This is a genomic window from Syntrophales bacterium (assembly GCA_030018935.1).
Classification (GTDB): Bacteria; Desulfobacterota; Syntrophia; order Syntrophales; family CG2-30-49-12; genus CG2-30-49-12.
Genome location: JASEGZ010000022.1, coordinates 1 through 15,636 on the forward strand (window position 1 = coordinate 1; position 15,636 = coordinate 15,636).

The 15,636-nt window shown below is 47.8% G+C and carries 12 protein-coding genes; 1 reads left to right on the forward strand and 11 read right to left on the reverse strand.

The features are described 5' to 3' along the window. Nucleotides 1-222: 222 nt before the first annotated feature. The 11 genes from QMD03_05635 to QMD03_05685 form a co-directional block, all read right to left on the reverse strand. Nucleotides 223-2,346, reverse strand: a complete 2,124-nt coding sequence (locus tag QMD03_05635; protein MDI6776711.1) for a DEAD/DEAH box helicase — start codon at nucleotides 2,344-2,346, stop codon at nucleotides 223-225. Then, nucleotides 2,343-3,536 carry a DUF2791 family P-loop domain-containing protein gene (locus QMD03_05640; GenBank protein MDI6776712.1) on the reverse strand — a complete coding sequence of 398 codons (1,194 nt, stop codon included), beginning with the start codon at nucleotides 3,534-3,536 and terminating at the stop codon, nucleotides 2,343-2,345. The genes QMD03_05635 and QMD03_05640 overlap by 4 nt, the downstream gene beginning before the upstream one ends. Next, on the reverse strand, nucleotides 3,536-4,801 hold the full coding sequence (locus QMD03_05645) for a DUF2791 family P-loop domain-containing protein (protein ID MDI6776713.1): 1,266 nt from the start codon (nucleotides 4,799-4,801) through the stop codon (nucleotides 3,536-3,538). Before QMD03_05645 ends, QMD03_05640 begins: the two co-directional genes overlap by 1 nt. Before the next feature lie 2 nt (nucleotides 4,802-4,803). Continuing rightward, nucleotides 4,804-5,643 (reverse strand): hypothetical protein, encoded by an 840-nt coding sequence (locus tag QMD03_05650; GenBank protein MDI6776714.1) that lies wholly within the window; start codon nucleotides 5,641-5,643, stop codon nucleotides 4,804-4,806. 61 nt (nucleotides 5,644-5,704) lie between these two features. Next, the gene (locus QMD03_05655; protein MDI6776715.1) at nucleotides 5,705-6,019 is read right to left on the reverse strand and encodes an HNH endonuclease; all 315 of its coding nucleotides are present in this window, start codon (nucleotides 6,017-6,019) and stop codon (nucleotides 5,705-5,707) included. Nucleotides 6,020-6,632: 613 nt separating this feature from the next. Then, a complete protein-coding gene (locus QMD03_05660; GenBank protein MDI6776716.1) occupies nucleotides 6,633-7,544 on the reverse strand; it encodes a hypothetical protein in 912 nt (303 codons plus the stop codon). A gap of 14 nt (nucleotides 7,545-7,558) precedes the next feature. After that, nucleotides 7,559-8,107, reverse strand: coding sequence for a YbhB/YbcL family Raf kinase inhibitor-like protein (locus QMD03_05665; protein MDI6776717.1), 549 nt, complete (start codon nucleotides 8,105-8,107; stop codon nucleotides 7,559-7,561). A 152-nt stretch (nucleotides 8,108-8,259) separates the two neighbouring features. Then, nucleotides 8,260-8,955, reverse strand: coding sequence for a DUF1847 domain-containing protein (locus QMD03_05670; protein ID MDI6776718.1), 696 nt, complete (start codon nucleotides 8,953-8,955; stop codon nucleotides 8,260-8,262). 109 nt (nucleotides 8,956-9,064) lie between these two features. Beyond that, nucleotides 9,065-9,478, reverse strand: a complete 414-nt coding sequence (locus QMD03_05675; GenBank protein MDI6776719.1) for a YraN family protein — start codon at nucleotides 9,476-9,478, stop codon at nucleotides 9,065-9,067. 11 nt (nucleotides 9,479-9,489) lie between these two features. Further along, a complete protein-coding gene (locus tag QMD03_05680) occupies nucleotides 9,490-10,878 on the reverse strand; it encodes a sigma-54 dependent transcriptional regulator (GenBank protein ID MDI6776720.1) in 1,389 nt (462 codons plus the stop codon). A 9-nt stretch (nucleotides 10,879-10,887) separates the two neighbouring features. Further along, complete coding sequence (locus QMD03_05685) at nucleotides 10,888-12,132, reverse strand: ATP-binding protein (GenBank protein MDI6776721.1); 1,245 nt, start codon at nucleotides 12,130-12,132, stop codon at nucleotides 10,888-10,890. A gap of 240 nt (nucleotides 12,133-12,372) precedes the next feature. Between QMD03_05685 and carB the strand changes: the two genes are divergently transcribed. After that, entirely contained in the window at nucleotides 12,373-15,597 is a 3,225-nt protein-coding gene (gene carB, locus QMD03_05690) for a carbamoyl-phosphate synthase large subunit (protein ID MDI6776722.1), read from the forward strand. Nucleotides 15,598-15,636 lie beyond the last annotated feature (39 nt).

The following is a 15,636-nucleotide window of genomic DNA, read 5'->3' on the forward strand; positions in this document are numbered from 1 at the left end:
AGGCATCAAAATCTTGTCCTCAAATGACGGTTATAGCTCCGCGAAAATCGGTGTTTATTGATATCCATGTGATCATATACTGGAACAATTCCCATGAAACCTAATCCTCTGTTGCTCCTTCATCTTCATCATCTTCTGGAGGCGCTTCAGTCCCGACCGGGAGAACGGGCTTACCGGTAGCGCCTTCGATCATGGATGGTTGCAGACTTTTATTATCACTTCTCACAAATCGTCGGCAATAATGGACCCGAGAAGTTCCGGATCAACTCTTACAGCTTCCGACTTCTGCAATCGTTGTAGCACCTTCCTAATCGTTTTGTCCTTCAGCCAACTCTGTAAATACTCTTGAAGTTGCAACGCAGGAGGTAGCAGCGTCTGGTAAAGAGACTGGTTACCTGACATCTCAAAAAGACTATGGAAAACTGTTTCATAATCCTTTGGTTCACTAGGAATCGCGCTCCAAACAATCGGCGAAGCACATCTTAAGGAAACGTCGTCGGCTTTAAAATCCCATTGATTTGTCATCAAGCATAAAGCCTTATTTATCAGGTATCCCCCGAAGGTCAAATAACGATACCCATTCCCCTGCTCAATATATGGGATTTGATCAGGTCCGCACATACGGGTCAGATTTTCCCTGAAGATACGAAAATCATGATACAGTGCATCCGTCATTAATGTTCTAATGATACGATTTGAGTGAATGATTTTCCACATACGATTACATAGAAAACCATCAAAGCCAATGCCACCGCCAGGATAAACAAAATCAACTGCCTCAACTCGTAAGCGAGCCTTGATTGGATCAAGTATAAATCCTTCGGCGGATGCCCTTCGAACTAACCATGCCTTTCCACCAAACCTCACATGCATACCCGATTTTAAGCGCAGTAAATTGATTGATGGAACATTGCCAAGTTTTTTGGATTCCTGATAAACGTCCACACTTTGAGAATTTGCACCGAAATTTCCGTAAATCATCCGGTAATCAACGAGTTCATAGAGTTTCTGATCGGCCCCGTATTGGTTCTTAAAACCATGCCTCTGGAGATAGCCATTGTCGGCCAACTCGGCGAGAATGTCTTCTATGGTGGCACGCGATAGATGATGCTTATGGTCAAAGATCCGGCATAGATCGGCGATACGCATATAACGGCCATTTTCTGAAGCGATCATGCTCAAGCATTGCTGACTGGCTGCCCCATATAAGTCATAAGGGTCAAGGATGGGCAATTCGCCTTTTTGAGCTGCATCGACGAGGGCTAAAAAACGCAGGACATCGCATATCGGCGTTTCAGAATCATAAGGAATCAGACATACGGCGTTTGTTTTATTCTGTCTTCGGTTACCACGTCCGATTCTTTGCAGGAATGATTCAGTGTTTGCCGGTGGACCCCATAATATGACGGCGTCTATATCTCCAATGTCGATGCCTAATTCCAATGTGCTGGTTGCAACACATATTGCGGTACTGGCCGAAGCAAATTTCTTTTCTGTTTCAATTCTTAGTTCCGGAGACAAAGAGGAATAGTGGGCAAATACGTTGTGTTCGAGCGACTTGTCCAGAGTCAGGATGCCCATCAATTTCTCACAGATACGTCGTGAATTTGCAAAAACGAGTAACTTTACACCACCATCTCCTTCCACCAACCGTTTTATGAGTCTCAAAAAAGATTCTTCATCACTTATCTGCCTAATATTAGCATCAATGGTTCGTTCCGCCGGATATTGAAGGAAGACGGCTTCTTCATCAGCACCAAAAAGAAAGTCTCGTACATTGGAGAGAACGCCGACTGTCGCAGATAACGCCACCCATTGAATCTTTCTCTCCGTAAAGTGACTAAGCCGTTTGAGTAGGACGGAGAGATGAAGCCCCCGTTGCGTATTGTATAACAAGTGTACTTCATCGATGATGATCGCTTTTACGTCAAATAGACGTTTTTCTTTTCTTATAAGTAGAACCTCCAGGGATTCAGGGGTGGTGATGAGTACGTGAGGGGTGCCGCTCCCCGCCAAATCGTCATGATCGCCATGGCGCAAACCAAGTTTCAAATTGATTTTCTGCAGTGGCAAATAAATTCTCTTTAATAGGTCGTTCACTAATGCTTTTGTGGGAGCGATATAAAGAATTGTCAGCGCATCCTTCCCCAATGCTTCCCGTCGATAACGATTGATCAGGGGCGCAAGCACCGCTTCCGTTTTTCCGGAGCCTGTTCCTGATGACAGGACTATATTTTTGCCTTGAAGGATAGGTTCGATGGCTGCTTCCTGAACCGGGTGCAAGGTGGGAAACTGCCCATAAAAGGCGCTAGCCACCGACCGGTCCAAAAGCCCGCTACTACTCATTCAATATCCTCGATAAGTCTATCCAAGTGTTTAACGATTTCTTTGATGGTTTGACGCGCCCTGTCCTGCACCTGCACTGAAGCCGTCTTTGCCACGAGAGCCTTCAACTCAGACATTTTCATGATTAAATCCGGTTCCCATCCGTAGGCGATACCGTGAACCTCCATAATCTTGATCGCCAATTCCTGAAGCTCTTCGGCGGTGAGAGGACTCATTTCAAAAGTAGGAAGTTTATCGAACAAGCTGTAATCATAGTCCCAGTATCCCTTCTGGAGAAGCAGAGTCTTGCATTTTTTCGCAAAATTCGGGGTTACTGCAAAATAGGTCATGCCGTCGAATTTCTTGCCCCCATAAAACTCGAATAGATTCCAAAAGGCGGCTTGCTGATGTTTGATGTTTCTCAAGTTGTGAATCACATCTTCGAATTCGTCAAACAGAATGATAAAACCTCTGTAACAGGCCTCTATTGCCAACTTGTGAATATCTCTTAAGGCAGACCAGCTTTGAGCATATGCTTGTATCTGAAAATCGAAAATACCGTCGTTATAGAACTGCCATTCGTAGCGAGGGTCCCGGAAGTGATTCTTAAGTTGGCCGATTAACTGATAATAAAGCTTGCTTCTCTGGGTTTTATAAACCCATGGTTCAAAAAACCATGCTTCCACTATATCTTGAATCGCTTTCATGCCGGTTGACCATGCGCGGAGCCCAATAAAGATGGAGGGCGCTTCAAGAACATCGGAAAAATCCCAACGCCATTCATGCGTAAGATCGCACCAGAAACAAGATTTTCTTCTTGACTTGCTGGATTCAATCTTAGTGCATATTTCATTAAAAAATGGACGGATACCTTTGCTGCCATTATTGTTCGGAATCTCAAGACCACGCCAGATCGCCCCCAATATTTGATCCATGCGATTGAAGCGAACGGCGGACTTCGCATCTAACGCCACTAAACTAACGATGTATCCCTCTTCTAATGCCCGCTCCTTCAGGAATCGCAAAAGGTGCGTCTTACCGGAACCATAATTGGCTTTCAGCAGCAGTGCGCCTTTATGGCTTTTTTTAAGTCGGTTGTCTAATATCTCAACCTCGGCCTTCCTCCCGACGGTAAAGTGAAAAACATACCCCTCAGGAGGAATGCCTATCCGTAAATCTTCGACTACCCGCTGCGCCTGAGAAGGATCCATCAATCAGCCTCGCGAAGTTTATCCATAACGTCATCATAAAGTTCTTTTGTAGAGCGAACTTCCCCTTCCAGCCTATCGTCAAAATGAGCGACAAGCACAGTAACAAGAACCCTCCAGAAACGGACAGCGCTCAATGACGGATGCTCATCAAAAAGATCATTAACAAACTTCTCCACTTCGTTGTCATCCGGTATCTTATCCGCGTCTTCCGGATAGGCCTTGAGATAAACGGCTCTGATCTTCTTTGCCGCAGTGCCATACTCATCAATACTGGTTTCCAAGGCATCGAGGTTCCATATCGTATTGAGAGCCCTGGGGCTTCGTTCTTCTGGTTTGCCGATTCGGCCGGCTAATGCGCCATAAATCACAATGCCATACTTTGGATTTGTGTAAAATTCTGGCGTTGTTGCATAGATGAGGAATAATCCGGGAATCGCCTCAATATTGTTAATCAGGGACAACAGATTATTCTGAGCATCTTTCAAGGCTGATTTTCTCATGGTAGAATAGGACTGCTCAGCTTCATCGAAGAGAATGACCAAACCGCGGAATCCTGACAAACGCACAAAACCTGCAAGAGATTGAAGCATCAGCTTGGCGTTGTCCTTATTGATTGTTTTATTGACGCCAAAACGCCTTCGGTAAGCGCCAATAGCACCCTCTCCACTGAACCACTGCAATATCTCTGCACGGACTTGATCCTGTATCGCAGCCTCGGCAGCCTCGGGTAAATAGGTTTCCCAATACCTTTGGATCATCTTTTTGAAATCGATGTCGATCCCTTGGTCCGCCATGAGTCTTTGCACAGCTCTTGAGTAACTTTCATGATTGAGTTCGCCGCCAGCCAAAGAGTTCTGGGTGCCCAGATAGATAAGAGATTCACGTACAACTCTCCCAAAAGGAGCCGATTCTGTCGAATTATCTTCCTGATAGACGGAAGGCGTCATAACATTGCGGATGATCCCGTAAAAGACCCGCTCAAATTTGTTCAAAGGTGCTTCATTTACAGATAGTTCGACATTCGAGACGAGACATCTCTCCGCAAAGGTGATGTCCCTCAGCAAACGGAAGAAGTGGGTTTTGCCGGCGCCCCAGGAGCCACTTACGAATCGTATAATGCCTCTATCTTCGACGCCTTTCAAATGATGGCGCTTGATCCCTTCGATTAACTTCTCATATCCGACAGAATAAAGATCCGTCCCCCGCTGGGGGGGAATGCCTTTTCGTAGGGATTCGATCACCGATAAAGCGAGCCTCTGCTCCATGACTATTTCACCTCCTTAAACGTTATATAGCCTATATAACCCCGGCCCGCTAAACCATGAAGATATATGCCTTGGTGACTGTCTTTTGTTTGCTGGAGATCCAGCCGGCGATTATCTATTTCCGCGGGCCCTCCCGCGACAAGCCGGGAGAGCTGAATAATGAACTCATCCGTTCGGAACCCTTTTTCGTATTTGCCCAACCGGGTGGTGATCCTCCTTATGGGAAGTTCAGAACCATCCGCCAGCCCTTCTTTCTTGATGATCGCCATGTAATGGTTTCTGACCTTTTTAATGAATTTCTGCCCGTCAAACGTTTTACCAAAGACCCTTTTGTATTCACTTTGCACATATTCCACGACGGCGCCAACATCAGACGGAAATTCGTGCAGCCTGCCTTCATAATCGGAGAGGCGGGCTATCCCTTTCTGATAGTCGATCACCAAGGTGAAAAAACCCTTAGCAAAGGTATATTGCGGGTCCCGACTCTCTCGATCCAAGGGAAGATTGGCAGCCTTGCAGGCATCATCCAAGAAAGCTGGGAAACGACGCTGCAGGACTGCAACCTTCTCCATGGCCATACTTCGCAATGAAGTCAATGCTTCTGTCAGCGCCAAATTGTCTAAATCCATTGCCTTGGTTGTTTGAGGCTCCTTGTTCAACAGGGCGAGTATGTGCTGAGGCCAGTCTTTTTTTAGATAGGCATTAAGCTCGGATACGAACTGATGTCTTTTCCTTGCCTCAGCAAGTTGAGCTTCAAATTTTTTTATTTGCTGATGCTCTTTAACAGCCTGTTCGCCAATGATATTCATGATTCTTTTGGGAAATGAATTTACAGAACTCATTGAAATACCTCGATTAAATTTGTTTTCTGTTTCTACCTTCCAACTCTATTCATGGTGTCGGTTATTTATCCGCCAAGCCCGCCCTTTTTCTCCATATCCTTCTGATCACAGCCCCAACATCCTTCATTTCTTCATGGGTCAACTTATCGGTCTTGGCACAGTTACATAAGCTGCAAGCCCAACACAAGTTTCCAATATTATTATCCTTTTTATTGTTATCTTTGTGATCAGGTTCCAATCTTTTCCCTCGTTTACCGGCGTAGAACGGACCCCATACTTTCGTAAAATCATCTTCCTTTATGCCACAGTAAGTGCAAATCTTAGGATGGCCAGCTGTTTCAAGTATTTCCCTCGCACCCATTTTCACAGTTACCATTTCTATTCCTAAGCTTCAGCATTTCCGTCTTCCGACGGATGTCACGCATCTTTGATGAGCGCCAACTCCAACACCTTCTCAATGCTCTCCACCGGCGTTAATTTGACTGCCTCGAATACATACATAGGCCGGCAGCCCTTGGGCTTCCTTAAGATTGTCAGCGGGTAGAAGAACCTCTTTGACGCCGGCATCGTAGGCCAGCGCGAACCTTCTGCTGGATACCTCCCACCGGGAGAACCTTACCCATTATCGTAATTTCACCGGTCATGGCGAGGTCGTTACGAACGGGGATCTTCTTTAACTCCTCACGGTGCTATTTGGTCACCGTTACCCGCTCACCAGAGGTGAAACGTAAGGATGCCAACGAGTTTTGTTCCAGGAATATGTGCACAATATGGAGATTCTTACCGATTGTCAACCGCTTTTACCGGCAAATGTATGCATAGATAGGCAATGCTTGGTTCGTACAGGCATGGGTGGCGCTGTCTTCTCTTGTCAGAGATCGGTGAAAAACGGGTTTCATGCCCAATTTCCATTCCTGTCGTTTTGATCTTTTCGGAGCGCACACCGCAAATAAGCTTTAAAAGATGAAATACATAACCTGACAAACGACCTAACCCCATGAGTCCAGCCTCTTCAGACCTGCCTGTTTTGCCTGGTTGATGGCCATCGTGAATTCCTCCCCTGTGATACGGCGATTGATCATCAGCTCACCTGACGTCCTGCCGCAGGGACGGTACTGGTCCATTACATTAACGTAAGTATTTGCTGATATTTCCGTTGCCAGAAATTTCATGATCTCTTCGGTATCTGCCACTCCATGGGGCATGACGAGGTGACGCACCAACAAACCTCTCACCGCTACTCCCGATTCATCTATGACAAGGTCTCCCACCTGACGATGCATCTCCTTGATAGCCGCAATGGCATGTTCCCTGTAATCGGGCGCATGGCAGAATTTTTCCGCCCACCTTTCATCCCAGAACTTGAAGTCAGGCATGTAGATATCAAAGATACCGTCCAAGATCTCAAGGGTATCAACCCTGTCGTAGCCGCCGGAGTTATAGACGAGGGGGATGTTCAACCCCTGTTCGCAAGCTAAGATCAACCCTTCGAGTATCTGCGGTACCACATGGGTGGGGGTCACAAAGTTGATGTTATGACAACCCCTCCTCATGAGAGCAAGCATCATGGCCGCCATGGTAGCCGGATCCACTTCCCTACCCTCTCCCAGGTGGCTGATCTCAAAATTCTGGCAAAATGAACAGAGGAGATTACAGTAACTGATAAAGATTGTCCCGGAACCGCACTTTCCCACCAGAGGAGCCTCCTCCCCAAAGTGGGCATTGAAGCTTGCCACTTTCGCCTTTCGTCCGGTTCGACAATAGCCGATTTCCCCGGACAGCCGATCTACCTTACATTCCCGGGGACACGAACGGCAGTTCCTCATTATCTCGATGGTCTGATCAATACGGCCCTGCAGCTTTCCTTCCCGGTATAACTTCAGATACGATGGTTCCTGCATGGCGATCAGGTACTTTACCTTTTGTATTTCCCCATCAGTTGCGCTTCAGCAAGGATATGTCCCTTCATGGCTTTCAGGAGTTGCTCCTTGGTCGCTCCCGGTTTTAGATCGGTTGCCCCATCCAGGGCATAGAGCTTGAAGTAGTAACGATGTTCCCCCCTCGGGGGACAGGGGCCACCGTAACCTATTTTGCGAAAATCATTGGTACCCTGTTTTCCACCTGAGGCCAGTTCTCTCTGGGGGGCTACATTTTCCGGTAATTGCGTGATACCGGCCGGAATATCATAGATAACCCAGTGCACCCAGGTCCCCATAGGGGCATCGGGATCATCGCAGATGAGGGCAAAACTTTTCGTTTCTTTCGGGAAGTTACTCCATTCCAGCGGAGGGGATACATCCACCCCGTCGCAGGTATACTTTGCCGGTATCATTCCGCCCTCTTTAAATGCTGTGCTCTTAATTTCCATCGTCTTTCCTCCCTTCATCTGTGCCTGAGTCCCATCGAGACTCAGAAAGGTCAAAAGAAAAACCAGAATTGCCATCAAAAACAATTTTCTGATCATAGCCCTACCTCCCTCTCTGTACAACTAAACTCCTGCATCTGTAACCACTGTACCGTTCTTTAAACGGCGCGGCTTACCGGCCGCGAGCTTACGAGCGGTCCGTGTATGGGAAAAGTGAGAAAAGGGGTCAGGGGATGGGTTGCTAACCGTCCTCAATCTTTTGCCATGAGTCGGCTGTAATAAAAGGCTGATGCCAGATATAATGCACCCAAAGGATTATGTGCCAGCACCCTATCTTTGACTGCTAACACCGTAACAGGGCGCTTGCAATATTGTAAAAATAGAGTATCGTGACCAACGCATAATCCCAATAATATTACCCAGTCCACCATTTCCTTATTCATTATCTCAGCTTGCCCGATGGGATTGCACATAGATTCATAGGTTGCAGGACCCCTTATCTTTTCCTCCGGTTTAATCCCGATTTTTTCTTTAGCAACCCCACCCGCTTTGCAACACACCGATACAACCTCAAATCCTTTATTCTGTAAGATTTTGTCGAGGGTCAACGCTTCGCTGGCAAGTCCGAGACAAAAAGCGAGGCCAAGCTTCTTATAGCCCATTTTTTGGGCTAATTGTATCGTCTCCTCAAGCCTCGGTATCCTCGTTATTACCTTGTTACCTATCCACTCATAACACTGGAACTCCTGAATTGATGCCTGTCGGGCAAATTCAAGCACCTCGGGCTGCTGGTACTCCTCCCATGCTTTGTTAAGGGCATCGGTATCGATTTTCATCGGACAGAAAGACGGGGCACCCTTTATGTCCACCGGAATATCCACTGCACCACGAGGGTGACAATTGCGCTTACCACACTTGGAACAAGCTGGAAACTGAAGCGCTTCCATTTCTACCTCTCAGAGAAAAAGTTGGGCAATCTAACATAGTTTAACCCGTTTTCACTACCCTTATAGACAATCTGAAAAATACGCAAGTCCATGGTCCATGATTGTTCCCTCAGTCGAGAACCAGGTCGAAGGCGTTCTGAATGAGTTCAACCTCCTCGTTGCCTACAGGTAACATCTTAACGGCCACAACATCGAATCTTGCATTACAGTGATGAAGGCCTTTCTCCTCTATATAATTCAAGGATATTCTGGAGATCTTTCTCTGCTTGTCTAATCCGACCGAAAGCTGCGGATCACCGAATTCTTCCGATTTCCTGCTCTTAACCTCTACAAAGACTACACTATCTTTATCTTTTGCCACAATATCAATCTCTCCAAACAGGCATCTGTAGTTGCGCTCAATAATCCGATATCCCGCCCTCGTCAAATAGTCAACAGCTATATCTTCTCCCCTTTTCCCCGTTTGTATCCTACCGAGAACCTTCGTATCTTTGCCACGGCCATTTGTGCTTTGCCTGTCCATTCTTTTTCCGACTATTTTTTAAAATCATGTTTATCCAGGCCGTATTGTTTCATCTTCCGGTAGATTGTGCGAGGAGAAAGACCGGTCTTTTTTGAGACATCCTTTATGCTTCCCCGATACAATTTAAGTGCCTGCACAAGATAGGGACGTTCAAGGTTCACTATCTGCTCTTTAAGTGAGAGTCCAAGGCTGGGTAAGGGAGAGGAAGAAAATTCAGGACTCACCTCCCCCTCAAGGGGGACCTTCTTAATCACACTACCGACTGTTACAATGGCGAGCCTTTCCATGATATTGATTACTTCCCGCACATTTCCAGGCCAGGGATAACTGATGAGCTGCTCCATCGCCTCAGGTGAAATCTGGAGGGGCTCCCTGCCGATCTGGTGGGTAAACTTGTCAAGAAAATGTCGGACCAGAAGGGGGATGTCCTCCCTCCTTTCCCTTAAGGGGGAGAGATGGACAGGGATAACGTTAAGCCGATAGTAAAGGTCGGTACGAAGTGAGCCATCCTTGACCCGCTGACTTAAATCCTGATTGGTGGCGGCGATAATTCGTACATCCGTCTTACGGGTTGTCTCACCTCCCAGGCGTTCAAAGGTCTTTTCCTGAATAACACGCAAGAGCTTTTTTTGTACGGAAGAAGACGCATTTGTCACCTCATCCAGAAGAACGGTACCCCCATCAGCCTGTTCAAAAAGGCCCATCCTTGCCTTATAGGCCCCGGTAAATGCCCCCTTCTCATGACCAAATAGTTCTGATTCGAGAAGGGTTTCCGAAAGGACACCACAATCCACGGTAACCATAGGCCGTAACTTACGGCGGCTGTTATAGTGAATGGTGCGGGCCACCAATTCCTTGCCGGTACCGGTTTCACCAGAGATAAGCACCGTAGAATCAAGTGGTGCAACGGATGTAATCATCCGAAAAACATTCTGCATAGCCTTACCTTTACCAATGATACCATCCAGGCTGTAGCGTTCGGAAACAAGGGTGTTAAGTGTGCCGACCTGTTCTCTAAGTCTTTGATTCTCTTTGCTTAAAAAGAGGTGTTCTTCTATCTTATCGAGGACTATACGAACATGTTCGAAATTTAAAGGTTTGATAAAGAAATCACGGGCACCGTATTTCATAACACAAACGGCAGATTCCACACTCGCATATCCGGTGATGACCACCACCTCTGTGGACGGGAATTGTTCACGTATCAGCCGTACCAGTTCTTCCCCTGAGATTCCCGGCATCCTCAAATCGGTAATCGCCACCTGACACTCAACACTCTTAAGTATCTTCAAAGCGGCATCACCGTCAGGGGCATCAAAGACCTCATGCCCCCAATCGGCCAGTCTCATCTGGAACGTCCTTCTAATGTGCTCTTCATCATCTACGATCAGTATATTCATCTTAACCCATCAGCTATCAGCCTTAACCCTTACTCCTCTCTCGGGCCTGTAGACGGGCAGGCCAAGAGAAAATTTTGCCCCCTCTCCCACGGTGGTATTCACCTCGATCTCTCCTCCATGTTCCCGGATAATACCATAGGAAATGGATAACCCCAGACCTGTACCTTTACCGGGGCTCTTGGTGGTGAAAAATGGATCAAAGATCCTGAGAAAGGTATCATTAGGGATACCGGGACCATCATCCTCTACCTCGACAATTACTAAGGTATCTTTAACGAACGTTCGTATAGCAATCTGGCTTCCCTTTCCAGATTCTTCAATGGCATCCACAGTATTATTGATGAGATTTAAAATAACCTGCTGCAACTGATTCACATCCATTTTTGCCGGTGGTAGGTCAGGCATCAATGCAAGATTCACCTTTATCCCCTTATCTCTTAAACCATATTTCCTTATCTCCAGAACGGCCCTTACAATATCGTTGAGGTTAGCGACAACCTTCTCCGGCACGGACTGACGGGAAAAGCTCAGCAGATTCCTCACAATCTGGCTTGATCTTCGGGCCTCATTCAGGATAATATCCACCGCCTCTTTAGTCTTCCCGGTAAGCTGGATATCTTTCGCCAGGTATTCTGAACAACCGACAATGCTGGTTAAAGGGTTGTTGATCTCATGAGCTACACCGGCAACAAGACACCCCAGGGAGGAGAGTTTCTCTGACTGTAAACGCGCCTGAAGCACTTCGGCTCGGAACTGATTCTTCTCGGTTAAGTTACCGATTTTCAGCCGGCCAGAATAATTCTCTTTTTGCAACAACCTCTGTAGCGAATCAAGATGTTCAGCAAGTTCTTTTGCCTCAAAGGAGAGAAAAACTACCTGTCCCATTTCATCGGTAACTGGATTTATACTTACCCCAAAAGGCTCCACACCCCTATTCTTCACACTAAGAAGCGCATCCAGAGAACATCTCTTGCCGGTTAGAGCCTCTGTTAGGGCATCTTTAATGCGGGTCTGTTCCTCCTTTGAATACGTAAGCCATGGCAACTCATATACTTTTTTAAAAATGACCTCTTCCCGTCCAAGACCGGTAGCCTGGATGAATGCGCTGTTGCAGGCAATTATTACCCCATTGGGATCACACTTTGCGACACAGGTTGTCAGACTATCAAGCAATCCCGTGGCCTGCTGCAACTCTGTTTCAAGCCGGTTTTGCAATTTCCTCAGGTCTGCTGTAGTTTTTCCTCGAGGAGTCATTAATCTGTTTGCCTTTATCTTTTTCCGTGTTAAAATACTTTACAAGCGTTCAGCAATCAGCTGTCAGTAAAACAGAAGCTTAGACAAGACACCATCTCATTGTTAAAGCAATGATAGATAAGTCGTTACTTTTTTTACCTTGCTGACGGCTGAACGCTTGCAATTTTATACCACAGATTCAGCCTAAAGGGTAGATTTTTATCCATAAAAATTGATCAGATTTAAAAGGGTGATCGCGGTATGCCGAAACGAGACGATCTGGCAAAAATATTGATTATCGGGTCCGGCCCCATCATCATCAGCCAGGCCTGTGAATTTGATTACTCCGGGACACAGGCATGTAAGGCACTGAAGGAGGAAGGTTATCAGGTTGTTCTGATCAACTCTAACCCGGCGACGATTATGACAGACCCGGAAATGGCCGACCGGACTTACGTAGAGCCGATTACACCGGAGGCCGTGGCGAAGATTATCGCGAAGGAACGGCCCGATGCCCTCCTTCCCACGCTGGGGGGCCAGACGGGGTTGAACACGGCCGTAGCGGTGGCGGAAAGCGGGGTCCTGGAGCGTTACGGCGTAGAAATGATCGGGGCCTCTCTCTCCGTAATTCATAAGGCGGAAGACCGTGGGAAATTCCGCCAGGCGATGGAACATATTGGGCTCAGGGTACCCTGCAGCGGCTTTGCCGGGGATATGGATGAGGTCTTTGAGGTTGCAGGCGTTATCGGCTTTCCCATCATTATCCGCCCCTCCTTTACCCTGGGGGGCACGGGTAGCGGTGTTGCCTATAACCGAGAAGAACTGGCGGAACTGGCCAAAAGCGGATTGGATGCCAGTATGATCCATGAGATCATGCTGGAAGAATCAGTTATCGGATGGAAGGAATATGAGCTGGAGGTAATGCGGGACAGGGCTGATAATGTGGTGATCATCTGTTCCATAGAAAATTTTGATCCCATGGGTGTCCATACGGGAGAGTCCATTACGGTGGCGCCTGCTCAAACCCTGACCGATATGGAGTATCAGCGGATGCGTGATGCGGCCATAGCCATCATGCGGGAAATCGGCGTGGAAACGGGGGGATCAAATGTGCAGTTCGCCGTTCATCCCCAAACCGGCGAGATGGTTGTCATCGAAATGAATCCCCGTGTCTCCCGCTCTTCGGCCCTCGCTTCCAAGGCAACTGGTTTTCCCATCGCCAAGATCGCCGCCAAACTTGCTGTTGGCTATACCCTTGATGAAATTCCCAACGACATCACCAGGGAAACGATGGCCTCTTTTGAACCAACGATAGATTACTGCGTCGTTAAGATACCCCGCTGGACATTTGAAAAGTTTCCCGAAACAGAAGATATATTGACCACCTCCATGAAATCGGTGGGAGAAACCATGGCCATCGGCCGTACATTCAAAGAAGCCCTGCAGAAAGCTGTTCGGTCCCTGGAGATTGGCCGGTACGGTATTACAGAGGCGTTACCGGATATTATTCGTAATCCCCGTGAATTTTTAACTGCTAAACTGACAACACCGAACTCTCTTCGTCTGTTCTATATTGCCGCCGCCTTTCATCACGGCATGGACATTGAGGAGATAGCTTGCCTGACACAAATTGATCCCTGGTTTCTCTCTCAGCTCAGGGAACTCGTCGAGGCGGAAAATATCCTGAAAATGACGCCACCCTCCGGCGCACTGCTGAGGGAAGCAAAGAGGCTGGGTTTTTCCGACCGTTACCTGGGGCAACTCTGGAAAATCCCGGAAGTAGAGATCCGCCGTTGGCGTTTTAACGAGAATATTTTTCCCGTTTATAAGCTTGTTGATACCTGTGCCGCTGAATTCGAGGCTTATACGCCGTATTACTACTCTACCTATGAGATCGAGGATGAGGCGCGGCCCTCCTCGAAACCCAAGGTGGTTATCTTGGGAGGAGGACCTAACCGTATCGGCCAGGGTATCGAATTCGACTACTGCTGTGTGCATGCGTCGTTTGCCCTCCGGGAGGAGGGATATGAAAGTATCATGGTGAATTCCAACCCGGAGACGGTCAGTACTGACTACGATACGTCAGATAAACTCTTTTTTGAGCCGGTGACCCTGGAAGATGTCATGCACATAATAAAAACGGAAGACCCTTACGGGGTGATTGTCCAGTTCGGCGGCCAGACCCCTCTCAACCTTGCCAAGGGCCTGGAGGCGGAAGGAGTTAGAATCCTGGGGACCTCGCCCGATGCGATTGATCGTGCCGAAGACCGCCAGCGGTTTCAGGATATCGTCCGACGCCTGAACCTCGACCAACCCGATAATGACACAGCAATGACCGTTGATCAGGCGTTCCGTGCGGCGGAACGTATCGGTTACCCGGTTCTGGTCAGACCTTCCTATGTCCTCGGGGGACGATCCATGGAAATTGTATACGACTCGGAAACCTTATGCCAGTTCATGGAAAGGGCCCTTATCGTTTCTCCTGATCATCCCATCCTGATTGATAAATTCCTCGAAGATGCCATTGAGGTGGACGTAGATGCGATCAGCGACGGCACAAATACCGTCATCGGCGGGATCATGGAGCATATCGAGGAAGCCGGTATCCATTCGGGAGACAGCGCCTGTGTCCTGCCGCCGATCACCTTTTCCCGGGGGCTCCTCGACACAATTGAAAAACAGACGAAAATGATCGCCCGGGAATTGGGAGTCGTCGGTCTGATGAATATTCAGTATGCCAGCAAAGGGGGCGTGCTGTATGTCCTGGAAGTCAATCCCCGCGCCTCCCGAACTGTTCCGTTTGTCAGCAAGGCGATCGGCGTGCCGCTTGCCAAACTGGCAACAAAAGTGATGCTGGGACGTTCCTTAAAGGAATTGGGCTTTACAGAAACTATCTTACCGGAATATATTTCCGTGAAAGAGGCCGTCTTTCCCTTCAACCGCTTTCCCGACGTGGATATCCTCCTGGGGCCGGAAATGAAATCTACGGGCGAGGTGATGGGGATTGATCATTCCTTCGGCATGGCTTTTGCCAAATCACAGATGGCAGCCGGTTTTCAGTTGCCCCTCGAGGGGGGTGTCTTTATCAGTGTGCACGATATCCATAAGGACAAGATTATTCCCGTGGCCCGCACCTTCCAAAACATGGGTTTTGCCATCATGGCCACCCGTGGTACGGCAGCCCATTTGGAAGCCAATGGCGTAAAGGCCGGGATGATACTCAAAGTCAGTGAAGGCCGTCCCCATGTTGTGGACTATATCAAAAACGGCGATATCCAGTTAGTTATAAATACGAGCATGGGACGGAGGTCTTCTCTCGATGCCTATGACATCCGCCGGGGTGCGCTCATTTATAATATTCTCTACACCACGACGATCGCCGGGGCAAGGGCCTTAAGTGAAGCAATTATGACCATGCGTGAGGAAAAGTGGCAGGTCTGTCCACTTCAGGATTACCATGCAGAAGTCGTAAGTCATAAGTCATAAGTCGTAAGTCAAAAACAAGGACGTAAGACGTAAGACGTA

Excerpts from the sequence above, each read along its gene's own strand:
- QMD03_05635 (MDI6776711.1), bottom strand. The coding sequence starts at position 2,346 with ATGAGTAGTAGCGGGCTTTTGGACCGGTCGGTGGCTAGCGCCTTTTAT.
- QMD03_05640 (MDI6776712.1), bottom strand. The coding sequence starts at position 3,536 with ATGGATCCTTCTCAGGCGCAGCGGGTAGTCGAAGATTTACGGATAGGC.
- QMD03_05645 (MDI6776713.1), bottom strand. The coding sequence starts at position 4,801 with ATGGAGCAGAGGCTCGCTTTATCGGTGATCGAATCCCTACGAAAAGGC.
- QMD03_05650 (MDI6776714.1), bottom strand. The coding sequence starts at position 5,643 with ATGAGTTCTGTAAATTCATTTCCCAAAAGAATCATGAATATCATTGGC.
- QMD03_05655 (MDI6776715.1), bottom strand. The coding sequence starts at position 6,019 with ATGGTAACTGTGAAAATGGGTGCGAGGGAAATACTTGAAACAGCTGGC.
- QMD03_05660 (MDI6776716.1), bottom strand. The coding sequence starts at position 7,544 with ATGCAGGAACCATCGTATCTGAAGTTATACCGGGAAGGAAAGCTGCAG.
- QMD03_05665 (MDI6776717.1), bottom strand. The coding sequence starts at position 8,107 with ATGATCAGAAAATTGTTTTTGATGGCAATTCTGGTTTTTCTTTTGACC.
- QMD03_05670 (MDI6776718.1), bottom strand. The coding sequence starts at position 8,955 with ATGGAAGCGCTTCAGTTTCCAGCTTGTTCCAAGTGTGGTAAGCGCAAT.
- QMD03_05675 (MDI6776719.1), bottom strand. The coding sequence starts at position 9,478 with ATGGACAGGCAAAGCACAAATGGCCGTGGCAAAGATACGAAGGTTCTC.
- QMD03_05680 (MDI6776720.1), bottom strand. The coding sequence starts at position 10,878 with ATGAATATACTGATCGTAGATGATGAAGAGCACATTAGAAGGACGTTC.
- QMD03_05685 (MDI6776721.1), bottom strand. The coding sequence starts at position 12,132 with ATGACTCCTCGAGGAAAAACTACAGCAGACCTGAGGAAATTGCAAAAC.
- carB (MDI6776722.1), top strand. The coding sequence starts at position 12,373 with ATGCCGAAACGAGACGATCTGGCAAAAATATTGATTATCGGGTCCGGC.